The organism is Acidobacteriota bacterium, from assembly GCA_009838525.1.
Taxonomy (GTDB): domain Bacteria; phylum Acidobacteriota; class Vicinamibacteria; order Vicinamibacterales; family UBA8438; genus VXRJ01.
The window spans coordinates 125,379-150,786 of the sequence record VXRJ01000032.1; the positions used below are offsets into that span (position 1 = coordinate 125,379).

At 66.9% G+C, this 25,408-nt stretch carries 20 protein-coding genes; 9 read left to right on the forward strand and 11 right to left on the reverse strand.

The genetic code is table 11. The features are described from left to right. Nucleotides 1-5: 5 nt before the first annotated feature. Genes F4Y45_13905 through F4Y45_13915 form a run of 3 tightly spaced genes read right to left on the reverse strand, consistent with a single transcriptional unit; the run spans nt 6 to nt 4,172 of the window. Nucleotides 6-1,460: a hypothetical protein gene (locus F4Y45_13905; GenBank protein MXY25596.1), complete on the reverse strand. Its 1,455-nt coding sequence runs from the start codon at nt 1,458-1,460 to the stop codon at nt 6-8. A 2-nt stretch (nt 1,461-1,462) separates the two neighbouring features. Beyond that, nucleotides 1,463-3,103 carry a carboxylesterase family protein gene (locus F4Y45_13910; GenBank protein ID MXY25597.1) on the reverse strand — a complete coding sequence of 547 codons (1,641 nt, stop codon included), beginning with the start codon at nt 3,101-3,103 and terminating at the stop codon, nt 1,463-1,465. Between the two features lie 25 nt (nt 3,104-3,128). Then, nucleotides 3,129-4,172, reverse strand: a complete 1,044-nt coding sequence (locus F4Y45_13915) for a hypothetical protein (GenBank protein ID MXY25598.1) — start codon at nt 4,170-4,172, stop codon at nt 3,129-3,131. Between the two features lie 234 nt (nt 4,173-4,406). On the opposite strand from F4Y45_13915, the gene F4Y45_13920 reads away from it, so the two are divergent. The 3 genes from F4Y45_13920 to F4Y45_13930 all read left to right on the forward strand — a co-directional run bounded on the left by F4Y45_13920 (nt 4,407) and on the right by F4Y45_13930 (nt 7,532). After that, nucleotides 4,407-5,243 carry a hypothetical protein gene (locus tag F4Y45_13920; protein ID MXY25599.1) on the forward strand — a complete coding sequence of 279 codons (837 nt, stop codon included), beginning with the start codon at nt 4,407-4,409 and terminating at the stop codon, nt 5,241-5,243. A 7-nt stretch (nt 5,244-5,250) separates the two neighbouring features. Beyond that, entirely contained in the window at nt 5,251-7,032 is a 1,782-nt protein-coding gene (locus tag F4Y45_13925; GenBank protein MXY25600.1) for a VOC family protein, read from the forward strand. 62 nt (nt 7,033-7,094) lie between these two features. Beyond that, nucleotides 7,095-7,532: a hypothetical protein gene (locus F4Y45_13930; GenBank protein ID MXY25601.1), complete on the forward strand. Its 438-nt coding sequence runs from the start codon at nt 7,095-7,097 to the stop codon at nt 7,530-7,532. 83 nt (nt 7,533-7,615) lie between these two features. On the opposite strand, the gene F4Y45_13935 is transcribed toward F4Y45_13930, so the two are convergent. After that, nucleotides 7,616-8,653, reverse strand: a complete 1,038-nt coding sequence (locus tag F4Y45_13935; protein MXY25602.1) for a hypothetical protein — start codon at nt 8,651-8,653, stop codon at nt 7,616-7,618. Between the two features lie 107 nt (nt 8,654-8,760). Between F4Y45_13935 and F4Y45_13940 the strand changes: the two genes are divergently transcribed. After that, nucleotides 8,761-9,927: a molybdopterin-dependent oxidoreductase gene (locus tag F4Y45_13940; protein ID MXY25603.1), complete on the forward strand. Its 1,167-nt coding sequence runs from the start codon at nt 8,761-8,763 to the stop codon at nt 9,925-9,927. 47 nt (nt 9,928-9,974) lie between these two features. Here F4Y45_13940 and F4Y45_13945 read toward each other — a convergent pair whose 3' ends face one another. Both F4Y45_13945 and F4Y45_13950 read right to left on the reverse strand, forming a co-directional pair. Next, entirely contained in the window at nt 9,975-11,024 is a 1,050-nt protein-coding gene (locus F4Y45_13945) for a radical SAM/Cys-rich domain protein (GenBank protein ID MXY25604.1), read from the reverse strand. Between the two features lie 54 nt (nt 11,025-11,078). Continuing rightward, on the reverse strand, nt 11,079-11,414 hold the full coding sequence (locus tag F4Y45_13950; protein MXY25605.1) for a 4-carboxymuconolactone decarboxylase: 336 nt from the start codon (nt 11,412-11,414) through the stop codon (nt 11,079-11,081). A gap of 196 nt (nt 11,415-11,610) precedes the next feature. Between F4Y45_13950 and F4Y45_13955 the strand changes: the two genes are divergently transcribed. Next, on the forward strand, nt 11,611-12,633 hold the full coding sequence (locus F4Y45_13955; GenBank protein ID MXY25606.1) for a WYL domain-containing protein: 1,023 nt from the start codon (nt 11,611-11,613) through the stop codon (nt 12,631-12,633). 107 nt (nt 12,634-12,740) lie between these two features. Continuing rightward, a complete protein-coding gene (locus tag F4Y45_13960) occupies nt 12,741-13,181 on the forward strand; it encodes a hypothetical protein (protein ID MXY25607.1) in 441 nt (146 codons plus the stop codon). Nucleotides 13,182-13,272: 91 nt separating this feature from the next. Here the strand turns inward: F4Y45_13960 and F4Y45_13965 are convergent, their stop codons facing one another. Beyond that, nucleotides 13,273-14,445, reverse strand: coding sequence for an ATP-binding protein (locus tag F4Y45_13965; GenBank protein MXY25608.1), 1,173 nt, complete (start codon nt 14,443-14,445; stop codon nt 13,273-13,275). 53 nt (nt 14,446-14,498) lie between these two features. On the opposite strand from F4Y45_13965, the gene F4Y45_13970 reads away from it, so the two are divergent. Next, nucleotides 14,499-14,909 carry a hypothetical protein gene (locus tag F4Y45_13970; protein MXY25609.1) on the forward strand — a complete coding sequence of 137 codons (411 nt, stop codon included), beginning with the start codon at nt 14,499-14,501 and terminating at the stop codon, nt 14,907-14,909. Between the two features lie 18 nt (nt 14,910-14,927). On the opposite strand, the gene F4Y45_13975 is transcribed toward F4Y45_13970, so the two are convergent. From F4Y45_13975 to F4Y45_13990, 4 genes are all read right to left on the reverse strand, one after another. Next, a complete protein-coding gene (locus F4Y45_13975) occupies nt 14,928-15,815 on the reverse strand; it encodes a hypothetical protein (protein MXY25610.1) in 888 nt (295 codons plus the stop codon). Between the two features lie 31 nt (nt 15,816-15,846). Then, a complete protein-coding gene (locus F4Y45_13980; GenBank protein MXY25611.1) occupies nt 15,847-16,554 on the reverse strand; it encodes a hypothetical protein in 708 nt (235 codons plus the stop codon). Nucleotides 16,555-16,638: 84 nt separating this feature from the next. Then, nucleotides 16,639-17,052 (reverse strand): hypothetical protein, encoded by a 414-nt coding sequence (locus F4Y45_13985; GenBank protein MXY25612.1) that lies wholly within the window; start codon nt 17,050-17,052, stop codon nt 16,639-16,641. A 238-nt stretch (nt 17,053-17,290) separates the two neighbouring features. Then, nucleotides 17,291-21,274 carry a hypothetical protein gene (locus tag F4Y45_13990; GenBank protein ID MXY25613.1) on the reverse strand — a complete coding sequence of 1,328 codons (3,984 nt, stop codon included), beginning with the start codon at nt 21,272-21,274 and terminating at the stop codon, nt 17,291-17,293. 63 nt (nt 21,275-21,337) lie between these two features. On the opposite strand from F4Y45_13990, the gene F4Y45_13995 reads away from it, so the two are divergent. Next, a complete protein-coding gene (locus F4Y45_13995; GenBank protein ID MXY25614.1) occupies nt 21,338-22,921 on the forward strand; it encodes a hypothetical protein in 1,584 nt (527 codons plus the stop codon). Then, complete coding sequence (locus tag F4Y45_14000) at nt 22,870-25,395, forward strand: DUF1592 domain-containing protein (protein ID MXY25615.1); 2,526 nt, start codon at nt 22,870-22,872, stop codon at nt 25,393-25,395. Before F4Y45_13995 ends, F4Y45_14000 begins: the two co-directional genes overlap by 52 nt. Nucleotides 25,396-25,408: the final 13 nt, after the last annotated feature.

Here is a 25,408-nt window from a genome sequence, read left to right on the forward strand (position 1 = left end):
CTCAGCTACTCGTTGTCGTTGTTCGAAGGACGCTGCTTCGTCAGATCCTGGCTCTCGACGGTGTACTCGGTGAACGCCTGGTACATCTCGTCCCAGCTCTGCTGTCCCCAGTACACCTCGAGGTGCGGACCCGGGTTCCAGCGGTTGTTCAGCGAGTTGTCGTACACGCCGATGCCGGTGATCTTGCTGCCGGCCGGCAGGTACAGCGGCTCCTCAAGCTCGTAGTGGATCTGCCAGTTGAAGTCGAACTCGGGGACGTCGAGGATCGTTACCTCGCTGCCGTCGGGGTAAGTAACGACCCACTTGAGGCTCTTGCCCCGCAGGTGCATGTGGGGCGACATCCCGTAGAGCGTGATCGGTTCCAGGATCGGCGTGATGCCGGTGATCTTCCAGTCCTCCTGGTACGGCGGGATGTTCGGGATCTGCGCGCGCCGGAACTTCCCGTCTTCGTCCCGAGTCGGCTTGATCTCCTCACCCTCGACGATATAAATGTCGGTCCCGAACGGATCGGTCGGAAAGGCGTTCCCCGCCTGACGCGTCAATACCTCGTGGGTCACCGGCACGGTGTTCCACCAGAGGCCCAGCTTGCTCCGCTCCCGTTCCGGCTTGCCGGTCGGGTTGTAGTGCATCGTCCAGCGGATCCACTTGCCGGCGGTCACCCGCTTGCCGGTGCCGGGCCGATGCCGCTCGACCCCGCGTCCCGGGACGTACGAGAGGAGCTTGCTCGTCCCCGGCAGGTTCACCTCGTTGAACACCGCCTGGGCGACGCCCCCACCCGTTGCCTCCTCGCTCTCCGGCGCGGCGTTCGGGTCGTCCAGCAGGAGGCCGTCGGGACCGACCATCTTGCCGGCCGGAAGGTCGACCACGTAGGCGCCCGAATGATGCACCACCGCGTAGTTGCTCGGCCGCATCTCGAGCACCTCGGCGAAGCGATCTTCCTCAAACGGGATCTTCACGTAGAAGTCGATGTAGTCCTCTTCGCCCTCGGCCGGAATCTCGTACTCCACCGGAAGCTCGAAGACGTAGTCCGGCTCGCCGCCCTCATAGGTCCAGCCCTCCGGGAAGTCGGGCAGCGCTGGCAGGTCGGCGTCGTTCCCCTTCGGCGCGCCCCCATCCACCCAGGCGACGATGGTGTCGATCTCGAACTGTTCGAGCCGCTTCTCGTTCCTGAACTTCAGGCTGCTCTCCGGATCGGCGGGCCAGGGGGGCATCGTCCGCGATACGACGAGATCCTTAATCGATCGCGCCCACGGACGGCTCTCGACGTACGACGTGAGTGACATCGGCGCAATGTTGCCGGGGCGGTGGCAGGTGACGCAGTTGTCGAACAGGATCGGCGCCACGTCCTTCGCAAAGGTGGGTACGTCGCCCTGCTCCGCACCTGCAGTCGCGGGGGCGGCCAACACGAACACCGCCAGCACCGGTGACACCGCGCCAATCAGAAGCCGCTGCATCTCCATCGTCAGTTCCCCCCGGTTCCCGTGTTCAGGCGGTCGAACAGGTCCAGCTTGGCCCTTCGCACTTCGCGTGTCGTGGCAATGTTATCCCCGAACTCCAGCCACTCGTCGTCCCCCGCGCGGTAGCGAGGCCATGTGGCGAGCCCATCGCCGTTCGGATCGCCCGTCCGTGCAAAGTTGACCCAGTAGTCGGAAAGCGCGTCCGCAAGCTGATGGTCCCAGTCGCTCCAGCCCAGTCCCACGACGCGCGTGTTCGCGAACGCATAGGCGAGGTCGCCGGAGTGGTACGCCCCGTACCCGTCCGAGCCGTCTGGCATCTCTATAGCGGCCGCCTCCGGCGTGTAGAGCCGGAAGACCGGCGGCGGATGGCTGAAGAAATAGAGGTAAGCGTCGTTTCCGCCGGTCTCGATCGCGCGTGCCCAGGTGCGCATCTCCCAGACGAAGCTCCGGTCCGCCTGGATCATCTGCGCGCCCCACTTGGTCGATTTCGCGATCTCCTCGTCGTACAGGTCGCGCACCACTGTGGCCGCATCGCCGTACTGCTCGCCAAGGAGCGTCGCCAGTTCATCCATCGTCCGCTCCGGCATCGTGGCGTAGAGGGTCGAGCCCTCGTTCGCGAGGGCGCCGACGATCACGGGGACGTCGTTCTGCTCGCCCGCCGCGAAGATGGCGGCCGCCGGCCGCGGCATGAAATGACCATCGACGATGGCCCCCGCGTTCAGGTCGGATTCAAGGACCGTCTCGGCGTCGAGTGCCCGGAGCGCGGACAGCGCCTCGGCATCGTCGCCCTCGACGCCCAGCGCCTCGGCCGCCTCGACGGCGGCCGTGTGGGCGCGCTCGAGATCGGGCCGGTCGCGTCCGAAACAGCCTCCCGAGTGGCCAATCGCCCGGTGGAACAGTCCCCTGGCGAGCGGTGAAGCCTGCAAATAGCAGACACTCCACGAACCGGCCGACTGGCCGAAGATGGTGACGTTTCCGGGATCGCCACCGAAGTTCGCGATGTGATCGCGCACCCACTGCAGCGCCGCCACCTTGTCGAGCAGGCCCTGGTTGCCGGACGACCCGTCGGCAGACTCCGCGGTGAGCGCCGGGTGGGCCAGGAAGCCGAACGGCCCGAGCCGGTAGTTGATGGTGACCAGCACCACGCCCTTCTTCGCCAGGTTGGCGCCATCGAAGATCTGCGCGCTCCCCCAGCCGCCGGTGTGCCCGCCGCCATGGAACCAGACCATGACGGGCCGCGCCTCGCCGGCGGTGGAGGCTGCCGTCCAGATGTTGAGATAGAGGCAGTCCTCGCTCCGGTCGAGATCACCGCGCGTATAGACGGAAGTCGCGGGGGTCAGGCGCTGCCAGCAGGCTGAGCCGAACGTCGTGGCGTCGCGAGTGCCGTCCCAGGCGGCTGGCGCGACCGGTGGCTGCCACCGCAGATCGCCCACCGGGGGTTCTGCGTAGGGAATGCCCCGGAAGACGAGGACGTTGTCTTCGCCCGTCACGCGTTCGCCCTCGAGCCTGCCGAGACCAGTATCCACCACGGGACCGATCCCGTCGGACATCGCCTCGGGCGCGGGCCCGCTGTCGCCCGGGCCGCACGCGGCCACCAGGGCAACCAGCACGACGGACAGGAAATCACGGGAATACTGGCTGGTCATCGACTGAGTCAACTCCTCCGGGCGGTCACTTCGCCGCGGCCTCGAGATTGCGGGCCACCTCCAGAATGTGGCGCGCGTCGTAGTTGCCCTCGTGGCAGGCGTACTCGTAGGTCGGCCCCTCGCGTTTCATGAACGGGAACTCCGCCGTCCACGGCTGCGTCCAGGTGGTCGGATCGGTGACGGTGAACTCGTACCGGATCGTCGCGTCGTCAATGCGCGTGAACCGCTCTTCCACGTGCAGACCGACACTTGATCCGTTGAAGTGCACCCTGTCATTAAAGCGCGTCGTTTCGACGACGAGCGTTTCTCCCTCCCAGCGGCCACGCGAATCCCCCGCCCATTCCCGAATTGCATCCGGCGCGTGCGGGCGGCCGTCGAGAGGAATGATCCGCGGAGGATTCGTCCGCATTTCCTGCGCGACGACCACGTAGTCCTCCGTCTGGAAGATCTGCATGAGATCGTTGTACGACGGGGGAAGCATTGGGGGACCTTCGTGGCGCCAGGCCAGGCAGCGCTCCTGCAGGGTGCGGGTCTGGTGACTATCGAACGACTGCACCGGATTGTTGTAGACGAGCCACCGGCTCTCCGCCCTCCGGATCGCCTCGCGCTCCTGCGCCGACGGAATGAGCGGTGGAATCCGGCCGTTCGGCGGATCGGTGATGAGCGAGGTCCGGCGGGTCGTCAGCTTGCGCGGATCCTGCTCGCGCAGCCAGATCGAGTTGTCGTAGTGGATGTTCTCCTGGGTCTGCCGGGTCACCTCGGCCCGTTCCTCATCGGTCTCGGCCGCGAGCACGCTACGCGCGCGGAGTGGGTCGACGCCTTCTGCGGTAAGGAGCTCGTTGAGCTCGGCCAGCTCCTCTTCTGAGAGCAACCCCTGATCCGCGAGGTTCTCGGGGCGCTCCAGCGGCGTGTAGGTGGAACTCGTCCAGTACCCTTGAAGGTCCGGATGACCCCACGGCGTCCGGTCGGACGGCGCATCACCCGATTGTGCGACAACGGGCGCCACCGCCAGCGACGCCGCCGCGAAGGCCCCAGCCGCCAGATGCAACACCACAGGTCGTCGGCGCATGACAACTTCCCCCTTCAGCCGGATCGGACCATCATGGCCTGACCGGGGTCAAGTTGCAATACCGGCCGCGTCGGCCTCAGGCGCCGGGTCTGGGTAGGACGCTCGAAGAACCGGAATCGGACGCGGTGTCCCAACAGGATCCGGCGGGACGGACCGCCCGATTCCGAGTTCGTTGCTGACCGAAGCTCGTTGCTGTTAACATTCACACTTACGCTTGCACGAGCAGCACGATAGATGATGACAACTGCACGTTTTTCTCCTGTACGAATGGCGCTCCGGTTCGCGGCGATGGTGGCGCTCGTTGCGACTCCCGCATGGGCTCAGAGCGGTGACGTTCCGCGCACTTCCTGGGACGACCGGCCCGACCTCAACGGCGTCTGGCAGACCATGAGCACCGCCAACTGGAACCTGGAAGACCATCAGGCCTCGGCCGGTCATCCCGACCTGGGGGCCATCGGCGCGCAGCCCCCGGGACAGGGCGTGGTGGTCGGTGGGGAGATTCCCTACACCGCCGAGGCGCGGCGGCAGCGGGACGAGAACTTCGCGAACCGGATGGGCAACGACCCGGAGGCGAAGTGCTTCATGCCTGGCGTGCCCCGCGCCAACTACATGCCCTACCCCTTCCAGATCATCCAGGGCGACCGGAAAATCCTCATGATCTACGGCTTCGCCGAGGCGAACCGGACGATCCACATGGACAAGGAGAATCCCGAGTCACCGCCGCTTGACAGCTGGATGGGCCGATCGCACGGCCGATGGGAGGGCGACACGCTCGTCGTGGACGCCGAGGGCTTCACCGGCGAGCAGTGGTTCGACCGAGCCGGCAACTTCGCCAGTTCGGGACTGCACGTGACGGAGCGTTACACGCCAATGGGGCCGAACGTGCTCCGTTACGAAGCGCGGCTCGAGGATCCGAACACCTTCACCCAGCCCTGGGACATCAGCCTCCTGCTCTATCGCCGGCTGGAGGAGAACGCGCGGGTACTGGAATTCAAGTGCATCGAGTTCTCGGAGGACCTGCTGTACGGCCACCTGAGGAGGGTGCCGAGCAGGCCGCCACCGGACCAGTAGGACTTTGATGGCCGCATCGACGCGGAGGAGACAGGCCATGACCACCACACGCATTGCACTGACACTATTTGCCGCGGCGCTGTTTGTCGCCGGCGCTCCGGAGATGGTCCGGGCCGCCGAGGCGGACTACCACCATGTGTACATCACCTCGTCCGCGCCTCCCGAATCGGTCCGGTGGTACATTCGGCATCTCGGCTGCGAGGCCATCGCCGACCGGGACGACGCCGCGAACTGCCACGGCGTCGACGTGGCCTTCATCGTGCAGCCGACTATGGGGAGCACGCAGGGCACCGGCGTGAACCACATCGGCTTCTCGTTCGCCGACCTGACGGCGAAGATGGCGGAACTCGAGGCGGTCGGCGTACGCGGCTCGGGCGTCCGGCTTCAGCGCTTCTCCGATGGCTCGACGCTGCGCGAATCGCCGGGCGGCTATCTCCATGGCTACATCTTCGACCCGTGGGGCACGCGTATCGAGATGGTGGAGGATTCTGACAAACTCGGTTTCCATCACATCCATCTGAGTGCGACCGATCCGGCGGCGACGCTCGCCTGGTATCAGCAGATGTTCGGCGGCGAGCAGGCCACGCACGCGGGAACGGACGACGGCCTGCAATTCGACAACCTCTGGATCTTCGCGACCGAGCATCCGGAAGGGACGCCCGCGACGACCGAGGGGCGCGCAATCGACCACATCGCCTTCGTCGTCGACGACCTCGACGCGGCGGCCGAAGAGATGCGCTCGGCAGGTGTCGAGTTCGCCGAGGATCCACAAGTGCCCGCGAACGGCCGCACGTCGGCCCGGCGCGCGCTCGTCCGCGGCCCGGACAATGTCCGGCTGGCGGTGGTGGAGACGGGTTTCGCCGGCATCGACAGTGCGAGCGCGGCGCGGGTCTTTGCCGACGTGACCGAACCGTTCGACACGCCGCAGACACCGTGGGGGGAGCCGGATCTGCAGGGGGTCTGGACCGGCAACGCGTCGCACGGCATCCCGCTTGAGCGCCCCGAGGACCTGGTTGACATCGACTCGCTCACTCCCGAGGAGGCGGCGGCGCGGCGCGAGCGCGGCACGCTCGGCAGCATTTGGGGTTACGAGCGCGAGTGGCGCGACACGACGCTCAGCTACGACAAGAACGCGCCGTCGACGCAGGTGGCGATGATCATCGATCCGCCGGATGGCCGCATTCCCCCGCTGACGCCGGAAGGCGAGCAGCGCGCGGCCCAGGTGGCGGCCGACAACCGTCGCTATTCGACCAGCAACGTGGCCGGGCCGGAGGAAGTATCCCCCTACGTCCGCTGCATCACGCGCGGGTTGCCGAACCTGATGTTCCCGGGCGTCTACAACAACGGCCTGCAGATCTACCAGGGTCCCGGTTTCGTCGCCATTCAGAAGGAAATGATCCACGAGACGCGGGTCATTCCGACGACCGCCCAGCCGCGGCTGGGCGACAAGCTCGACACTTGGCTGGGCGACCCGCAGGGCCGCTGGGAGGGCGACACCCTGGTCGTCGAGACGACGAACTTCAACGGCCGCGCGTCGTTCCGCGGCTCGAGCCCCGACATGGTGCTGACCGAGCGGTTTACGCGGCTCAGCCCGACGCGACTGGAGTACCAGTTCACGGTGAGCGACCCGGCCATCTGGACCGCGCCGTACACGGGTCGCTTCACGTTCGATCTGGACGACGAGCAGTATGAACTGGTCGAGTACGCCTGCCACGAAGGCAACTACGGGATGACGAACATCCTGAGCGGCGCGCGGGCGCGCGAGGCCGAAGAGGCTAGCGGCCGCTAGACCAGCCACACCGACAAACCGAGAGGGCCTGGGAACAACAAGATCAGCGAGGTATTTCACCGATGCGGAACAGACTGACACTGACTTGCGCGGGTATCGCGCTCGCAGTCTTGCTGGCGGGCGGATCGGCGCTCGCGCACCACGCATTCTCGGCGGAGTTCGACGCGACGAAGCCGGTGGCGTTGCGGGGCAAGATCACCAAGATGGAGTGGATCAACCCGCATGCCTGGATGCATCTCGAGGTGACCAAGGAAGATGGCACCATCGAGAACTGGATGATCGAGGCGGGCCCGCCGGGAGCGCTTGTCCGGCGCGGCTGGCGGAAGGACTCGGTCACTCCCGGTATCGAGGTGCTCGTCGAGGGCTACCAGGCGATTGACGGCGCCCTACGCGCCAACGGCCGCGACGTGACGTTCCCCGACGGGACACGCCTGTTCGCCGGATCGTCCGGCACCGGCGCTCCGCTCGACGGTCGCGACCCGACCGAGCCGGCGCGCTAGCCGGGTGCGCCGGCCTCCGGGCCGGCACAAGTCAGTTTCTTCTGGATCTGGAACACGCGGCACCGCCACGCACTCGGCGGCAGCTACCGCGCTGCTTCTTCGGCCAGCCGCGCCGTCCGTAGCATCCCCACGATCGACACGTTCCCCTCGTGGCAGGCGAACTCGAAGAGCGCCTCGTCGCCGCCACGGTCGTGTAGCGGTAGTTCCGCCGTCCACGGCGTCTCCCACGTTGTCGGATCGGCAAGCGTCACGTGGTACATCAGGGTGTCCGCCGCCACCCGGGTGAACCGCTCCACCAGATGCAGGCCTTCCGCTGCCCCCTGGTACTCGCTCTTCGGTGAGAAGTTCGTCGTCTCGACCACCAGAGTGTCGCCTTCCCATCGGCCCCTCGAGTCGCCGTTCCATTGCCGCACCGACTCGGGAACGTGCGGCCTCCCGTCGATCGGAATGATCCGCGCGTCGTGGAAGGCCTCCATCAGAAAGACGACGTGATCCGGCGTCTGGAAGATCTGGTAGTAGCTGTACGGGCCGGCGCCGAAGTTGCCGCCCAGGCGCGGCACACCGGTCGTAATGCAACGGTGGTTGTTGCTCAGGTCCTCGGGTCCGAGCTTCTCGTTCCAGCCCCGATCGACTTCGGCGAGCCGCGCCGCCCCGTCCGGCCGCCGCGGCGGGATCCGCCCGTCCGGCGGGTCGATCACCAAAGAGGTCCGCTCGTCGAACACGAAGCCGATCATGCCGATCGAACTGCTGGTGGACCATGCCTCGTAGGTGTCGACATCCTGGACCGCGGCGCGGAAGGCCCCGTCCGCCGTGGCGAACGCACTCCGGCCGTTGTCGAAGATCCGGTCCGCCCGTTCCTGCAGCGTAGCTACTTCCTCCGCGGTCCACTGGTCGCGGTCCGCCACGTAGGCGGGGCGCTCGAGGGGCGTGCCGCTGTCGCTTACCCAGACTCCCGACAGATCCGGCGTGCCGTCCGGCAGACGCGGCGTTTCCCAGCTCTCGGCCGCTTCCTGCGCCGCGGCCGGAAGCGCGATGAATCCCGCCGCAAACGCCGCCAGCGCGAACGTCACGACCGCCGGCCGCAAGCCGGCGATGCACCGATCCGGCATCCGTTCCTGCATGCGGAGCCTCCCCTGGTACTGGGGCCATCCTACCCCTTTCGGGCACATCTGTGATACGAATAGTGCCGATCAGCGGATGACCGCGACCTAGTGAGGGAGACCGAAGAATGTCGAAGGAAACGACCCGGCGTGATGTCCTGAAAGGAAGCGTGGCAGCGGCAGGTTTCGGGATGGTGGGGCTGCCTCACTGGGCGATGCCCGCACTCGCGCAGGGCGAGACACTGATGGAGTTCACGGACGTTCCGGAGGACACCCAGTGGATCCGCGGACCGGATCGCCGGATCATCGACGTCCGGCAGATCGACGGCCAATTCACGCCGATCAATCAGTTCTTCACGACACAGCATTACGGCCACCCCGAGATCGACACCGCGACGCACCGGCTGCGCGTCTCCGGGCTGGTCGACACGCACCTCGAACTCTCTCTCGCCGACCTGCGCTCCATGCCGAGCCGCGATCTCGTCTTCGGCTTCGAGTGCTCCGGCAACCGCGGCCCCCTCAACGGCCTGTCGAGCAACGGCCGCTGGACCGGCGTCCCGCTGCGCGCGGTCCTCGAGCGCGCAGGTGTGCAGGACGAGGCGCGCGAGTTCGTCTTCTTTGGCGCCGACCGCGGCGAGGAAGAAGTCCTGTGGCGTGGCCGGACGTTCAACGTCGATCAGCAGTACGGCCGGAGCCTAGAGCGAGATCAGGCCCTGGGCGACGAAGCCCTCCTCGCCTATGACCTGAACGGGGAGCCGCTGACCGCACACCAGGGCCGCCCCCTGCGGCTGCTGGTGCCCGGCTGGTACGGCGCGCCGAACGTCAAGTGGCTGGCCGAGATCCACGTGCAGAAGGACCAGTACCTCGGCCGGTGGCAGGCCCGTTCCTACCGGACGCTCAAGGGCGAGATGGTCAACGGCGAGATGAAGTGGAAGGAAACCGCCATCTCGACCATGCGCCTGAAGTCGTACGTCGCGCGGGTGACGGCGGTCGACGGCGCGCACAACGTCTTCGGCGTCGTGCTCAACGACGGGACGCCGATCCACTCCGTCGAGGTGCAGATCGACAACGGTCCGTGGCAGCACGCAACGCTCGACCCGTCCACGATGAGCGAGAGGTACTCCTGGAAGTTCTTCAACTACCGGTGGGAAGGCGCCACTCCGGGTGAGCACACCGTCACGTCGCGCGTGACTGACGCCAATGGCAACGTGCAGCCGACGGCGGAGGAACTCGAGAACAAGATGACGTTCCTCGAGTCCAACGAACAGTTCCCGCGGAACGTGATCATCGCGTAGGCAGCAGGTGCGCCGGCCGGTGCGCCGGCCTCCAGGCCGGCAGGGCCCTACTCGACAGTCGCGCCCGAACAGCTCGACCCGGCGCCCGCCGTGCACCCGAAGCAATGGCGGTCGGTCACGATCGTGCGCGCTTCAAGTGCGCCCAGATCGAAGTCCCCGATGTGCCGCGGCGATCGTCCGTTCACCGGTAGTTCCAGCATCTGATTGAAGTCGCAGTCGTACAGGGTCCCGTCCCAGCCGACCGACAGCGTGTTCCGGCACATGACGCCTCTCGCCGCCGTCGGATTGTAGGCATCGACCAGCCGGTGCATGTAGGACTCGAGGTTGCCCGATTCAATCAGCCATTCCAGGAACCGGCTGATGGGCATATTGGTGATCGTGTACAGCGCGTCGAAACGGATGCCGTACCGCCGATCCAATTCCCGCTTCCATTCCTGCTCCAGCGAGGCCTGTCTCGGCGGCAGGTACGCTCCGACCGGATTCGTGACCAGCACGAGCCGCAATCCGGAGCGACCGGCGCCGTAACCCGCCGCATTCAAGCGCTGCAGCGCCTCGATCGACTTCTCGAAGACGCCCTCGCCCCGCTGCGCATCGGTATTGAGTTGCCGGTAGTGCGGCAACGAACAGACGACCTCCACCCGGTGCCTGGCGAGAAAGTCGACCAGGTCCGCCTGCGACGGCAGATTCAGAACCGTCAGATTGCAACGGTCGATCACGTGGCGGCCGAGGGCGCTGCACTGCTCCACCAGCCAGCGAAAGTTCGGGTTGAGTTCCGGCGCTCCGCCGGTGATGTCGACCGTCGGGATAGCGGTCCCGCGCAGCGCCTCGACACACTGCACCATGGTCTCACGCGTCATCACTTCGCTCCGATCCGGCCCGGCATCGACATGGCAATGACGGCAGGTCTGGTTACAGAGCTTCCCGACGTTGATCTGAAGGACCTCGAGGCTCGTGGGACGCAGCGGATGCAGTCCCCCCGCATGGAGCGCCGCCGCAAACTCCCGGTCGATTGGCAGGCGACGCAACACGGCAAGCTGCTCGCGGGCTCCGGCCAGCGGGGCCTCGCGCGCGGAAAGAGTCGGCAGCGCTATGGCCATATACGTGTCAGCGCCCGGAACCCATAGTGAACGACAGCTTGGCAGACACCCGCGTCACATGCCGATGCGGCCAGCGCGATTCCGCATCTGGACACCGTGAACCAGCGACGCGCCGCCCCGGATGGCCGAGGCGACGTGGACCGCTTCGGTCATCTGGTCCACGTCGGCGCCTTTCTCCAGGGCGTCGGCGCTGTAGGCATCGATGCAATACGGACACTGCACCGCATGGGCGACCGCGAGGGCGATCAGCGACTTCTCGCGGGCCGAAAGGGCGCCGTCTTCGAACACGGCGTTGTACCAGGCGAAGAACTTCTCCGCCAGTTCCGGCCGGTTCTTGCCGATCTCAGAGAACCGTTCGAGGTCGTCCGCATGGTAGTAGGTGTCGTGCATGGCTCCCGGCGCACCTCCCAAAACGGCTGGCGCTATGGCGCCTGACGTTTCTGGTTTCATCGTACTCCAAGTACCCCGAACCTGTACCGTGCGCGTAGGCCCTTGGTCACGGATCTGGTCGGGCTGCCAGCGAGCCACCCCCACGGTCGGCGTACTGACAGAATGTGACAGTCCTACCGTGTAGAAGGGAACCTCAATGAGTCGCCCCGCCCGCCTGCTGGATCTCGTGCAACTCCTGGCCGGACGCCGCGCGCGGCCGCTGAAGGAAATCGCCGAACGGTTCGGGATCTCCGAACGGACGGCCTACCGCGACCTCGCGGAGCTCTCCCTCCGCGGGATTCCGGTCTACCGGAACGACTACGGCTACCAGCTCGTCGAGGGCGCCACGATTCGCCCCCTTGCACTGACCGCGGCGGAACGCGCCGTGCTCAAACTGCTGCTCGACAACCCCGCGGCCCGGAAGGCGCCGGACGTGGTCAAGACGTTGGATCTCGTGGAAGCGAAGCTCGACAAGGCCACCCGCCAGCTCGAGGAAACGCCGGACGCCCTGACCCTCGCGGGCCCGGAACGATCGGGCGCACTCGCGCCGGGGCTGACTTCCCAGCTTGAAGTGGCGATCCGGGAACGCAAACCCATCTCCATCCACTACCGCTCGCTGGCAGGAGGGCTCCTGGCCTGGCGCGGCGTCGACCCGTACGGGCTGTTCCACCGCGAGAACGCGTGGTACCTCGTCGGGCGCTGCCATCTCCACGACGAACCTCGCACTTTCCGGGTCGATCGGATCTCCCAGGCGAGACCGCTGACCGGAACCTTCAACCGGCCAGAGTTCGACATCGACAGATTCCTCGAGAGCACCTGGGCGATCTACCGTGGCCGTAACCTGCACGACATCGTCATCCACTTCGACCCGTCGTTCGCCCCGCTGATAGAGGAGGGGTCCCACCACCCGACGGAAACAGTGGCGAAGCTGGGCAATGGAGATCTCGAGTACTGCGTGCAGCTCTCGCACCTCGAGGAGATCGCCCGCTGGGTCGTCAGCTTCGCTGGCCAGGCCCGAGCGGTCCAGCCCCCGGAGCTCGTCACGCTCGTCCATGAGATTGCGTCTGCCGCCCAGGACGCCCACGACCCAAAGGCCGGCAAACGCCCCAGCCGGCGGCAACGGCCACTCCCCGGCCTTCCCACTCTCGACGAACCGTCGGACCAGCGCCCGTTGATCTGACCCTGGATCGCTCTGACAGGTTCTGACACGTCGGCCCCCTACGGTTGACTTCGTCCGGTCGTCACCCGCCAATCCCGGCGATGTCTGGTCGGAGTAAGGAGTCCGTCGTGCAGAAGCTCACAGTCATCGTTGCCATCGTGACGGTCGTCGTAGCGAGCCTGCCCCCCCTGGTCGAAGCTGGTCCTATTCGCGAATCGGCGGAACGCGCCGCCGTCGCCGCCGCGCGCCGGGCAATCGTCCTTCAGGACTGCGATGCGGCCGCAACGCAGGGTCGAGAAGATGCCAGGGACGCGCAGGGCCGCACCGGTTGGTTCGCGGGAGGTCTGATTCTGGGCGTGATCATGCCGATCGTGGCCCATGTCAGCGCGCCGCAACCAAGCGCCAACATGTTGTCCAGGCAGGATTCAACGACGGTGAACTGCTACACGGCGGGCTACTCCGCCGAAGCCAAGTCGCGCCGGGTAACGAGTTCCTGGCTCGGTACCGCGGTATGGGCCGGGGTCGTCGTTGCTGCCGTAGCGGCGGCTGACGATCCGTACTCCTACTAGCCAACAGGCACTGGTCGCCAACTACATACAGGTTTGCGGTGCCGGAAGTCCCATTCCGGCCCGCTCACCTGCCTTGGAAACGACCAGCAGCTCACATTCCCGCGAGCAGGCTCGCCATCTCACGCAGGCCAATCGCCTCGATATCCTCCGCGATCGGGTAGCGATCCTCGCCGGAGTAGACGACAAACGATCGATCTACTTCCAGGTCGTCGCGCGCGTGGTAGAAACCGCGTGCCAGTGCAGGCGCAAGGCCATGCTTTACCTCGATCGCCCAGCGGCCGCGGCGGCCCGGCAGGTCAAGCACGAGGTCGATCTCTGCTCCCGCGGACGTCCGGTAGAAGCCAGCGTCCGTAAAGGACGGCGCAACGCGCAGCAGGTTCTCGATGACGAAACCCTCCCAACTCGCGCCGACCACCGGATGCCCCATCAGAGCCCCGTAGTCATCGATTCGAAGCAGAGCATGCAGAAGCCCGCTGTCACGGACGTAGACCCTCGGCGACTTGACAAGTCGCTTGCGAACGTTTGCATGGACGGGCCGGAGCCGCCGGACCATGAGCAGGTCGACCAGGAGGTCGACATAGCGGCTGACGGTCGGTGAACTGACCGACAACGATGCCGCGAGCTTCGAAGCGTCCAATAGCGTGCCCTGGCCGTGGGCCAGCATGGTCCAGAGCCGCTCCAGCGTTTCTGCCGGAATGCGCGGCCCGAACTCGGCAACTTCCCTCTGCAGATACGTGCGCACGAGGTTGCCCCGGTAGGCAAAGCTGTCGACGTCGGTGTTCGCAAGGAAGCTGAGTGGGAACCCGCCACGCAGCCAGAGACTTCTGGTGGCCGCCGCCTCGGACGGCACTTCCATTACGTCAAACGGCTGCAGTTCGATGTACTCGATCCGGCCCGCGAGGCTTTCGCCCGACTGACGGAGTAACTCCATCGAAGCCGATCCGAGAACCAGGAAACGGCCGATCCCTCGGCCCTGCCGACGCCCCTCATCGATGATCCCGCGAAGCTCACGAAAGAGCTCCGGCGTCCGGTGAATCTCATCCAGGACTACCAGCCTGTCTTGGTACTCCCGCAGGAAGAGCGCCGGGGACGTCAACTTCTCGCGCGCCTCGGACGTCTCCAGATCCAGGTACAGTGCGTCCGCGCGCGTGGCGATCTGATGCGCCAGCGTTGTCTTGCCCACCTGGCGCGGGCCGATCAGCGCCACTGCCGCCTGACGCCCGAGACCGCGCATCATATCGTCGGCCACCCTCCGATCTATCATCCTTGCAATACTAATGGCGTGCGTTTAAATTGCAAGGTTGGAAGGGAGATACCATGCCCAGACTGAACACCACGCTAACCGTCGCCCTGACACTCTTCGTCCTGACGCCGCCCGCAACCGCCCAGCAATCCGAACAGCCGGAGAAATACCTGCTGCTTGCCACCAACCGCACGGGCACGATGGAAGAGGAGCTAAACGAGGCCGGCGCGCGCGGCTACCGCTTCGCTGGCGCGCAGGGTGGCGAAACCGCCTTCGGAGGTCGTGAAGCGGTCGTCATCATGACACTCGACCCGGAAGGGCGCCGTTTCCGCTACATGCTGCTCGCGACGAACCGCACGGGTACGATGCAGGAAGAGATGAACGCGGCTCCAACCGAGTACGACTTCGCCGGCATGACCGTGTTTTCTTCGACGTTCGGCGGCCGGGAGGCCGCCGTCATACTCGAGGCCGAAATCACCGACTGACTGCCGTCAGCTCCCTGGCTACCGCGGCGACTCTTCGTGGGTGTGCATCTGCCGTTCGCCGGCCTCGACGGCCATCCGCCCCGCCGCCAGCCTATGCTTGTTGGTGACGCCCTCCCAGCACCCTTCCTCGTAGAACTCGTAGGGCTCGTCGGGGATGCGGGTCGTCGTGAACGCCAGCGTAAAGGGCTGCGTAAACACGGTGGGATCCTCGACCGTCGCCTCGTAGTGGAGCGTGTCGGCGTCCGTCAGGGTCCATCGCTCGACCACCCGGAGCGACTCGCTGTAGAAGCTCCCATGGGAATCGAGCCACGGCACGTCGTTGAAGTTCCTGGTGTCGACGACCAACGTGTCGCCCTCCCAGCGGCCACGTGAGTCGCCGTTGAACAGCACGATGTCCTCGCCCACGTGCGGGCGTCCGTCCATCGGGATGATGCGGTAGGCGTGGGCCCATTCGTAGAGAATGACGACGTAGTCGGCGTTCTGACGTATCTGCAGATCTCCGCGATAGTTGCTGCGCGGCACCCCGAGCAGCAGGCAGCGATCCTCCGGATCGATGTGTTCCAGCTCGGTAGGTGTCTCCATATCCCACAGATACTGGTTTCGCTTCTCCAACGCCCACTGCTGGTAGGGAATCCGCCCGTCCGGCGGGTCGGTAATCAACTGAAAGGGAAGCCCCAGGCGCTCCGGCCCGCGGCTCTGCATTCGGGCGTGGATCGGATCGCAGCAACCGTCTTCGATGCTGTGCGACGCGTTGACGGGTCCACCGCGCCAGTACCCCTGCAGGTCGGGACGGCCATCGTCAGTGCGAGGCAATGCCCCGGACGGCTCCTGACCCGCGACTGACAGCGACGCAACGGCAAGAACGGCGGCAAGTGCGAGCACCGTCCGGATCACTCGACTACTCATCGAAACCCCCTCGAACCTGTCAACGTTTGGGTCACTTGTCAGCCGCCAGTTCCCGCTCGGAATAGGCATAGCACTCGTACTCCAGAAGCTGGAGGTGCGCCTCCTGGCGACGGTAGAGCGGCATGCTAATGGTCCACGGCCGCGTGAAGACGTTCGGATCCTCGATGGTTGCTTCGTAGAGCAGATGATCGGGGCCTGTCGGCGTGTAACGCTCGACCACGTGCAGGGCCTCGCTGTGGAAGTTCCCGGCCCGATCGAACCAGGTCCGATCGTTGAAGTGGATGACGTCGACGACCAGCGTGTCACCCTCCCATCGCCCCCGCGAATCCCCCATCCAGAAATCGATGTGCCCCTCCGGGTGCGGACTGCCGTCCATGTAGATGGTGCGCGTGACGTGCAGGTACTCGTACAGAATCAACACGCGATCCGAGAACTGCAGGATCTGAAACGGATACGGCATGTACGTGATCCGCGGGACACCCGGCATGTAGCACTGCGTCTCGGGGTCGGCGGTCAGGCGGTTCTCGTAGTTCTCCTGCTTCTGCGCCAGCGCCCACTCCTGGTACGGGATCTCGTTGCCGACGACGACGCCCTGCCCGGCTGGCACGCCGGCGCTCGCGGAATGGTCCTGAATATCCCAGGCGGCGGTGTTGAGCGCCTGCCAGATCCCCTGGAGGTCGGGATGACCATCCGGCGTGCGCGGGGGAACGTAGGCCTCGTCGGAACTGGCCTGCGCCAAACCCGCCGACGGCAGCAGGACGATCAGGCAGGTGCAGGCGGCCGCGACAACGACCGGCAGGGACCGCATGGATGCGCCGCGTGTCTAGCGCTGGCCAGGTGGCACCGGCGCTCCGGTGCCCGACGACCCGGCGAAAAAGTCGCGGCCGTCCGGGAACGTGATGGTGATGCCGTTGGCGGTCGGCGTCCCGTCCTTGGCCATGTAGCCCTCGACCACGAACTCGATTCCAACCGGGAAGTCGCTGCGTCGCAGGCCACGCCGCAATAGCGCGGTCGGATTACCGAGCTCGACCGCCCAGTTCACGACCTGGCCGTCGACACCCTCCACGTCCATGTGCAACCACCCGTGCGGGTTGACCCACTCGAGTTCGGTCAACTTGCCCTGAAGCGTGATGGGCTTCTCGATGTCGAACTCCGCCGAAAACGAGTGGTGCGCCGATCCGGTTGAAGCCACCAGCAGCACACCGGCACTCACGAGCGCGATCGCCAGCGTTCTCATCGGACTGACCTCCTCATGTACCGCGCCGGCCGCCCGGGGAAGTGGGGCGTCAGCCCGTGGCCGAAGGCCAATGGTGGCGCTCCACGCAACTCTGCCCCTGAAGCTACCGCAAGTGCAGATGCACTGCAACACTTGGCATTCCAATCCCGCCTGCGCGACACTCCCCGCGAAGGAGCGCCATGACGCGCGCTTCGCCCGGCACCGTCGCTCCGGAATAGGTCCGGACCACCGCTCGCGGCTATTGCGCCGGCAGGAGACGGATAATCCGGTCGTCGCCGTGCCGCGGCTCGCCACGGCCATCCCGATTGCCCGTCGCAATGAACAGCTCGCCGTCCGGGCCCGCTACGACGTCGCGCAGGCGACCGAACTCGCCCTTCAGCAGACGCTCGGTTCCGGCGATTCGGTCGGGATCCGCCCGATCGAAAAGCACGCGCAGGAGGTGTGCGCCATCGAGGGCCGCCAGGAAGAGATCGTGCTGGAAACCGCCCATCTCCGACCCTGCGTAGAATGCGGCCCCGCCCACGACCATTGACCCGGAGACAAGCAGGTCGGGCCGACGCATTCCGGGCAGCATCGCTTCGTCGACACCCCCCGGCCACCCGTAGTTGCCCCCCGCCTCGACGCGATTGAGCTCCGTGGTCCCGGGCCGGCCCGGTTCGGCTACCCACAAGGCGCCGGTGACCGGATGCCAGGCGAGGCCGCGCGGGTCACGATGCCCCATCGAGTACACGGGCGACGCACGCGGATTGTCGCGTGGAGTCGTCCCGTCCGGCCGCAGGCGCAGGATCTTGCCGCCGTACGACGCCATGTCCTGCGCCGCCCCGGAATCCGCATCACCCAGCGCCACGTAGAGAAGACCGTCGGGCCCGAATCGGAGCGCGCCGCCGCCGTCCAAGGCAGCCAGCGGCAGGTCATCGAGCAGGATCGCCGCCTCGGCCAGCGTGTTCTCCACCTCGCGGTACCGGACAATTCGCGCCACCGGTGACGCGTTGGGGCCAACCCTGGCCTGAAGCAGATAGACGAGACGGTTGTGCTCGAACTCGGGGTCGAGGGTGATCCCGAGCAGGAGCTCATCGCCGGCAGCGAGCGCTTCGCCGAGCGTCAGCGCCGGTTGCGGCACCAGCCGTCCTTCCTTCACGACTCGCACCCGGCCGGGTAGCTCGGCTACGAACAGACGGCCGTCTGGAGCGAACGCAAGGCCGGTCGGGACTTCAAGGCCGCTCACTACGGTCTTCGTCCGGAACCGCGTTCCGTCGAGAGCCGCGAACTCTCCGCCGACACCGTCCGCGGACCGTGGCGCCGACGGCCCGGGCAGCGACGGACGTTCGGGAACGGCCGTCTCCTGGGCGTCAGCCCGGGGAATCGGATATGTCTTGCCATCGCCGCCAACTGGACGCCCGAAGAAGATGAAGTCGTTGCTGAACAAGCCGTCCGGATTCTGGACCTGCACGAAGTGGATACCGGGCAGTGACTGGAGTTCGATGACAACCCGCTCGCCCAGGCAGTCGGGCAGTTGTCCGCCTTCGCAACGCACATGGCCGGGCACCCGTCTACCGTTGACGAAAACGCTCGCTCCCTCCCGGATGTGCCGGCCACCGACGAGGATGCTTCCGTCCGACGCTGACGGGAATTCCTGGGCGCCCCGCTGCTCCTGAATCGGCCCGACGCTCCAGAGGGCGGGCTGCGGATGGTCGACGTCCACGTTGACGCCGAGACGCGCGGTGAAAGTGCCGACAAAGCGGCCCTCGGCCGCAAGCGCCATCAGCTCGGCGCGGCTGAATGACTGCGCATCATCGCCTCGCACGGAGTAGAAGCCACGGTCGAACTGCAATGCCACCGACGTCGCGGCCGCGCCCGTCAGGAACAGGCCCTCACCCCTGAGGAGAACGGCGCCTTCCCGCGCGGCCAACTCCAGGGCGTCCAGCAGGTCCTCCGTCAACGGAGTCTCGCCGGACGTGTGGTTCAACGTGACCTGCCGGGCAAAAGCCCCGGAGAAGCCGGTGCTACCCTCCACCACCATGTCCCAGAAGACCGCGCGCTGGCCGCGCAGGGCGCCCCACACGCTCCGTTCGGGAAAGGCATTGTCCCGGTCGGACTGGCCTCGAAGGTCGATCACGTTCCAGCGACCCTGCGGCAGGATGAGCCACCGGTCGTAGGCGCCTCGCCACGTCGGTGCGTCCATGCCGGTGAACGGCGTATTCGTACTCACCCAGAACGGCATCCGGTGGCAGTTGCCGCACGTGTTGATTCTGCCGTCGCTTCCGTCGGGCACCCCGTGCATGTGGAAGCGCTTGAACCCGGTCGCCGCATCGTCTGACAGGACGTTCGAATAGGAGCGCCGCTGGGCGGGCGGGTACGGAACACTGAGCAGGAACTTCGCCAGATCATCGCGCTCGGCCCCGGACAGGGCGCCCGCCTTGCCCTCGTCGTTGACGGGGCACTCCCCCACCAAGCACATGGTGGTCCGGAGCGTGGCGTCCACCAGAAACCGCGTGCAGCTCTCCTCATCCCCGATGTCGCAGTTGGGCGCCACGCCCGTCCGCGTACTGGCCGTGTTGACCCCGCCGTAGGGATCGCCCGGAATCCCGTCCCAGTGATAGGGAGCCGTATCGCGCAGACCGCGAATGGGCATCGTCGAGCGGGGCGGGATCTGCGTGCAGCCCTGCCGGTCGCAGACCGGAGTGTTCAACACCCACACCAACTGGTCGGTGTGACCATCCGGATGGCAGCTCTCGCATGAGAAGGTGCCCGTCGTCGACGCCCCGGCGTCGTTGAACGCGACGCGCCCGCGCTTGACGGCGGCATGCGTCGGATCGTCGAGCCCGATGGTCGCAACGACACGCGGGGCGGAGGAATCGGATACGTCGACGTGGGAGACCGTGTTGGCCACCGCGTTGAGGACCCAGGCTCCCGCGGGACCGCCGCCCGCGTTCGATTGGAGCGCGATTCCCCTGGGCGCCGCGTCCACGTCCGTGCGCCCGAGCACGTTCCCGCTCGCCGTATCGACGGTGAAGAGCTTGTCCGAACCGGCCGCGGCAACCACGAGCGTGGAATCATCCTCGCTGATCTGAATCGCGAAGGGCGTAGCCAAGGCCAGGCCCGGCGCCGGATGGACCGGCGGCAGCGGTTCCAGTTCGATGAAGGCGGGCGCACCACAGGCGCCGCCGAGGCAATCAACGCGGGTAATCCGATTGAGGAAGGCGCGGTTCTCCATCTCCGCCAGCCCTTCCTTCTCGGTGCCGGCGCGGCCGTTGGAGTCGTTCCGGGCTTCGGTCTGCGCGACAAAGACGCGCCCCCCGGAGTCGACGACGAGACCGTAGAGCAGCGTGCCCACCGTGCTGACGACGTCGACAAGCCTGTCGTTGCCGGTCTCGAACACGAAAAGGTCGCGGTCCGGAATGCCCGGATGCTTGACGATGTCGACGTCGATGCCCAGGGAGAGCACGTTGTTGTTGTCGACCACGTGCACCTGGGCGTCGAACGTGCAGAGTTCGCCACCAACCCTGCCGCGACAGCCCGAGATCTGCGTCTGATTGTTGGACTCGAACGGGATGACATACAGAAGGCCGTCCCGGACGACGAGGGCGCGCGGATCCTGCGCCGTGATGGCAAGCCGGTTGACTACTTCGCGGGCACCCACGTCGATCACGGCGACCTGGTTCTCGGACGAGAGAGCCACATACGCCTTCGCATTGCTGGCGAAGGCGATACCCACCGGTTCGTCGAAACGGGTCGCTCCGGTTTCCCTGTCGAAATCCTGAACGGTGGCGACGACCTGCAGATAGGTGAGGCTGTCCGGATTGGTGTCGATCACGCTCACCGAGTCCGAGACATGGTTCGCGGCCCATACCTCGAGACCGTCCGGTCGCACCGCAAGCCCCACCGGGTCGATTCCGACGTCGATCCGCGCGACGACGGCGCGGCTGGACGCCTCGATGACGTCGACCGTGTCGGCGGGCGTGTTCGCGACGTAGACGTAGCCGCGATTCACGACGATCGGCGATGCATGGGGGCTGTTGAATGTCGGATGTCCCGCATCGCGCCAGCGATCCTCAGCACCTCGCCCGACCGGCTGGCCGAATCGCAGCGGGGCGGCGACACCGGGCGCGCTTCCGGCGCCCGCGTCGATGGGAAACTGCCGGGCATCCGTCAGGGCGAGCGCTACGAAACCCCCGACGGCAACCAGAATTCCCTTCGACAGCCGTGGCCGCGCCCCTGTCATCAATGGTCCCGCGAAACCAGTCCGACCTCGTAGTAGTATGAAACCGCGGTCAAGGGAGATCTATTGCAGGCTGGAGGTTCGTCCAGGGTAGCGCTGACGGCGGTGCTCGTGGTTGCCGGCCTGGGAGCAACTACCCCGATCAGGGCGGCGGCCGAGCAGGACGCCGCACTCGCTGACGCCGTGCAGCGCGGCGACGCCGAGGTGGTCCGTTCGCTGCTCGCCCGGGGCGCCGACGTCGACGCCGCGCAGGGCGACGGCGCAAGGGCCCTGCACTGGGCTGCCCACCGGAACGACGCGGAGACGGCGGCCACGCTGATCCGCGCGGGCTCCGACGTCCACTCGCCGAACCACTACGGCGTCACTCCGCTGGCCCTCGCGGCGCGCACCGGCGACGCGCGGATCCTGTCGCTCCTGCTCGCCGCCGGTGTCGATCCGAACGACCCCGGCCAAGCGGTCAACGCCGGCGAGACACCACTCATGCTGGCCGCGCGGACCGGCCAGGTCGACGCGGTGCGCGTGCTCGCTGACGCCGGCGCCGACGTCAACGCACAGGAGACCTGGAACGGCCAGTCGGCCCTCATGTGGGCCGCCGCCGAGGGTCACGTCCCGGTCGTCGAGACGTTGATTGCGCGCGGCGCCGACATTGCCGCCCGCTCCAATACCGGCGCGACGCCGCTCCTGTTCGCCGCGCGCAAGGGGAGCATCGGCAGCGTGCGCGCCCTGCTGGAGGCAGGGGCCGAGGTCAACGAGGCGCGGCCGGACAGGGCGACCCCGCTGCTCGTAGCGGTTGTCAACGGGCACGAGGATCTCGTCGACCTGCTGCTCGAACGGGGCGCCGATCCGAACACCGAGGGAGGTTCTACCCGACTGACCGTACAAGGGATGCGGGCCCAGCCGATGCCGCTCGAAATCCGCAAGCTCGGCTACAGCGAGCGCGAGTCGGAGGGCATCATTCCCGGCAACATCTTCGGCCGGGTCCTGCAGGCGGCCGTGCACGTCGCGAACTGGCACATCAGCGATCAGTTCATCTCCGTGAACCTGGACCGCCTGCGCGTGATCCGGGCCCTGCTCAACCACGGCGCCGACGTCAACGGCCGGAATACGATGGAGGAACCCCGCTGGTCGGGCGCACGGTACCGCCGGCATATGACCGGCGCAACGGCGTTCATGCTGGCGGCCAAGGCGGCGGACGTCGAGGTGATGCGGCTGCTGCTCGAGCACGGCGCCGACCCGGCCATCAACACAGAGGACAACATTACGCCGCTGATGGCGGCGGCGGGCATTTCGTGGGCATCGAATCAGGACCGCGCGAGCGAGGCCCAGGTGCTCGAGGCGGTCCGGCTGCTGGTCGAGGAGCTGGGCGCCGACGTGAACGCGGTCAACGACGTGGGCGAAACGGCGATGCACGCGGCGGCGTACCGCGGCGCCAACAGCGTCGTCCAGTATCTCTACGACCAGGGCGCCGAGCTCGACGTGGTGGCCCTCGACGGGCGTACGCCGCTGCGGGTCGCGGACGGCGTGGAGTACGGCAACTCGTTCGCCGCCCACCCCCACACGGCAACCCTGCTGCGACAGCTCGGCGCCAGCGAGATCCCATGCCCGGCGCCCTGCGCGGCCGCGATACCAGAGGAGGCGCTCGGACGGTGAGGGGCCGCGAAGCCGTGGAGCAGCAGGGTCGGAGATTCCTGACGCGGGCGGTGTTGGCGTGCCTGGCGGCCGTGCTCGGCGGGCCTGCCCTGCACGCGCCGCTGGACGCGGCGCCAGCGGCGCCGGCTGCCGCCGCGGCGAGACCGGCCGCCGCGACCGCCGCGCAGGCAACGGAGCCGGCTCCTCGCGCCGTCCTGCAACGCTACTGTTTTACCTGCCACAACGAGCGCCTCCGCACGGGCGGGCTGGCTCTCGACGCTCTCGACATGACGCAGGTCGGCGAGCACGCGGACGTCTGGGAGGCGGTGATCCGCAAGCTGCGGACCGGCGCCATGCCGCCCGCCGGACGCCCGCGGCCCGACCCTGCGACCTACGACGCCATCGTAGCCTGGCTCGAAACGGAGCTCGACCGCGCCGCCCTCGCCAGCCCCGACCCCGGCCGGCCTACCCTGCACCGCCTGAACCGCACGGAGTACCGCAACGCAGTCCGCGACCTGCTTGCGGTCGACATCGATCCGGCCCTGCTCCCCGCCGACAACGCGGCGTACGGCTTCGACAACAATGCCGACGCGCTCACCCTGTCATCGGCCCTTACCGAACGCTACCTGGGCGCAGCCGCGCGGATCGCCGAGATGGCGCTCGGGCGGCCGCGCGGCACGCCCGCACCGGAGACGTTCTTTGTCCCGACCGACCGCGATCAGGACACCCGGGTGAGTGACGAGTTGCCATTCGGCTCGCGGGGCGGCGCCTCGTTCCACTACTACTTCCCGGCCGACGGCGAGTACCTGTTCGAGATGCGGCCGAAGGAAAGCGGCGTCGCGGGCGGCTTTGAAGGGGTAACCGCGGAGCCGCACGAGCTCCATGTAAGCCTCGACGGCGAGAAGGCCTGGACCGGCATCGTGCAGAGGCCGCCGGACGTGCGCGGCGACGAACGGAACCGGCTGATCCTGGAGAGCATGCGTTTCCGCGCACCGGTGTCGGCCGGCTCCCGTCGGGTGCGGGTGTACTTCACCGCCAAGACCTCCGCCTATGTGGAGGACCTGTTCGATCCCTACCTGCGCCGTGATCCGTACCGGGCGCCGAACGGCGAACCGCGAGTATCCAGTGTCACGATTACGGGCCCGTTCCCGGAGACTGCAGCACCCGGAGACTCGCCCAGCCGCCGCCGGTTGCTGATCTGCGCCCCGCCCCCCGCCGCCGCCGAGGCGGAAGCTGCCGCCTGCGCGCACCGGATTATCGCAACGCTGGCCCGGCGCGCCTGGCGGCGCCCGGTCACCGATGCCGACCTGGAGATCCCGCTGGGCCTGTATGGCGACGGCGCCGCCCGGGGCGGTTTCGAAGCGGGCATCGAACTCGCGGTGCGGGGGATTCTGGTCAGCCCCAACTTCCTGTTCCGCTTCGAGGACCAGCCGGCGTCGGTCGAATCCAATACGCCATACCGCATCTCCGACCTGGAATTGGCCTCGCGCCTCTCGTTCTTCCTCTGGAGCAGCGTCCCGGACGACGAGCTACTCGACCGGGCCGTCGCCGGCGAGCTACGCGACCCGGAAGTGCTTCGGGAACAGGTGCGGCGAATGCTGTCGGACCCGCGCTCGCAGGCGCTGGTCGACAACTTCGCCGGCCAGTGGCTGCACATTCGCAACGTGGCGGGGTTCCAGCCGAGCCCGGAGGTGCTGTTCCATTTCGACGACAACCTGCGCCAGGCCTTCGAGCAGGAAACAAAGCTGTTCTTCGAGAGCATCATCCGCGAGAACCGAAGCGTTCTCGACCTGCTGGACGCCGACTACACCTTTCTGAACGAGCGCCTGGCCCGGCACTACGGCATCCCCGGCGTGTACGGCGAGCACTTCCGCCGGGTCGCGCTGCCGCCCGACAGCGTGCGGCGCGGGCTCCTCGGCCAGGGCTCGATTCTCACCGGCACGTCGAGAGCCAACCGGACGTCGCCCGTCATCCGCGGCAAGTGGATCATGGAGAACATTCTCGGCACGCCCCCGCCGCCCCCGCCACCCGACGTCCCCGACCTCGTCGAGGAGCGCGACCCTCGCAAGGTGCTTCCGATGCGGGAGCAGTTGGCGGTCCATCGCGCCAACCCGGTCTGCGCGGCCTGTCACGCACAGATGGACCAGTTGGGCTTCGCGCTGGAGAATTTCGACGCGATCGGCGAGTGGCGCGATATCTATACCTCCGGCCTGCCGATCGACGCGTCGGCGGAATTCCCCGACGGCACCACCTTCGACGGCCCGGGCGAGCTTCGCGAACTGCTGCTCAGCCACTCGGACGATTTCCTGATCACGGCGATCAACCGGCTGCTGACCTACGCACTCGGGCGCGGGCTGGAAGCGACCGACATGCCGACGGTGCGGCAGATCAAGCGGGGCGCGGCGGGCGACCGCTACCGGTTCGAGTCGCTGGTTCAGGGAGTGGTCGCGAGCACGCCATTCCAGATGCGGATGGCCCAGGATCGGACGAACTGATTTTTTGCGTATG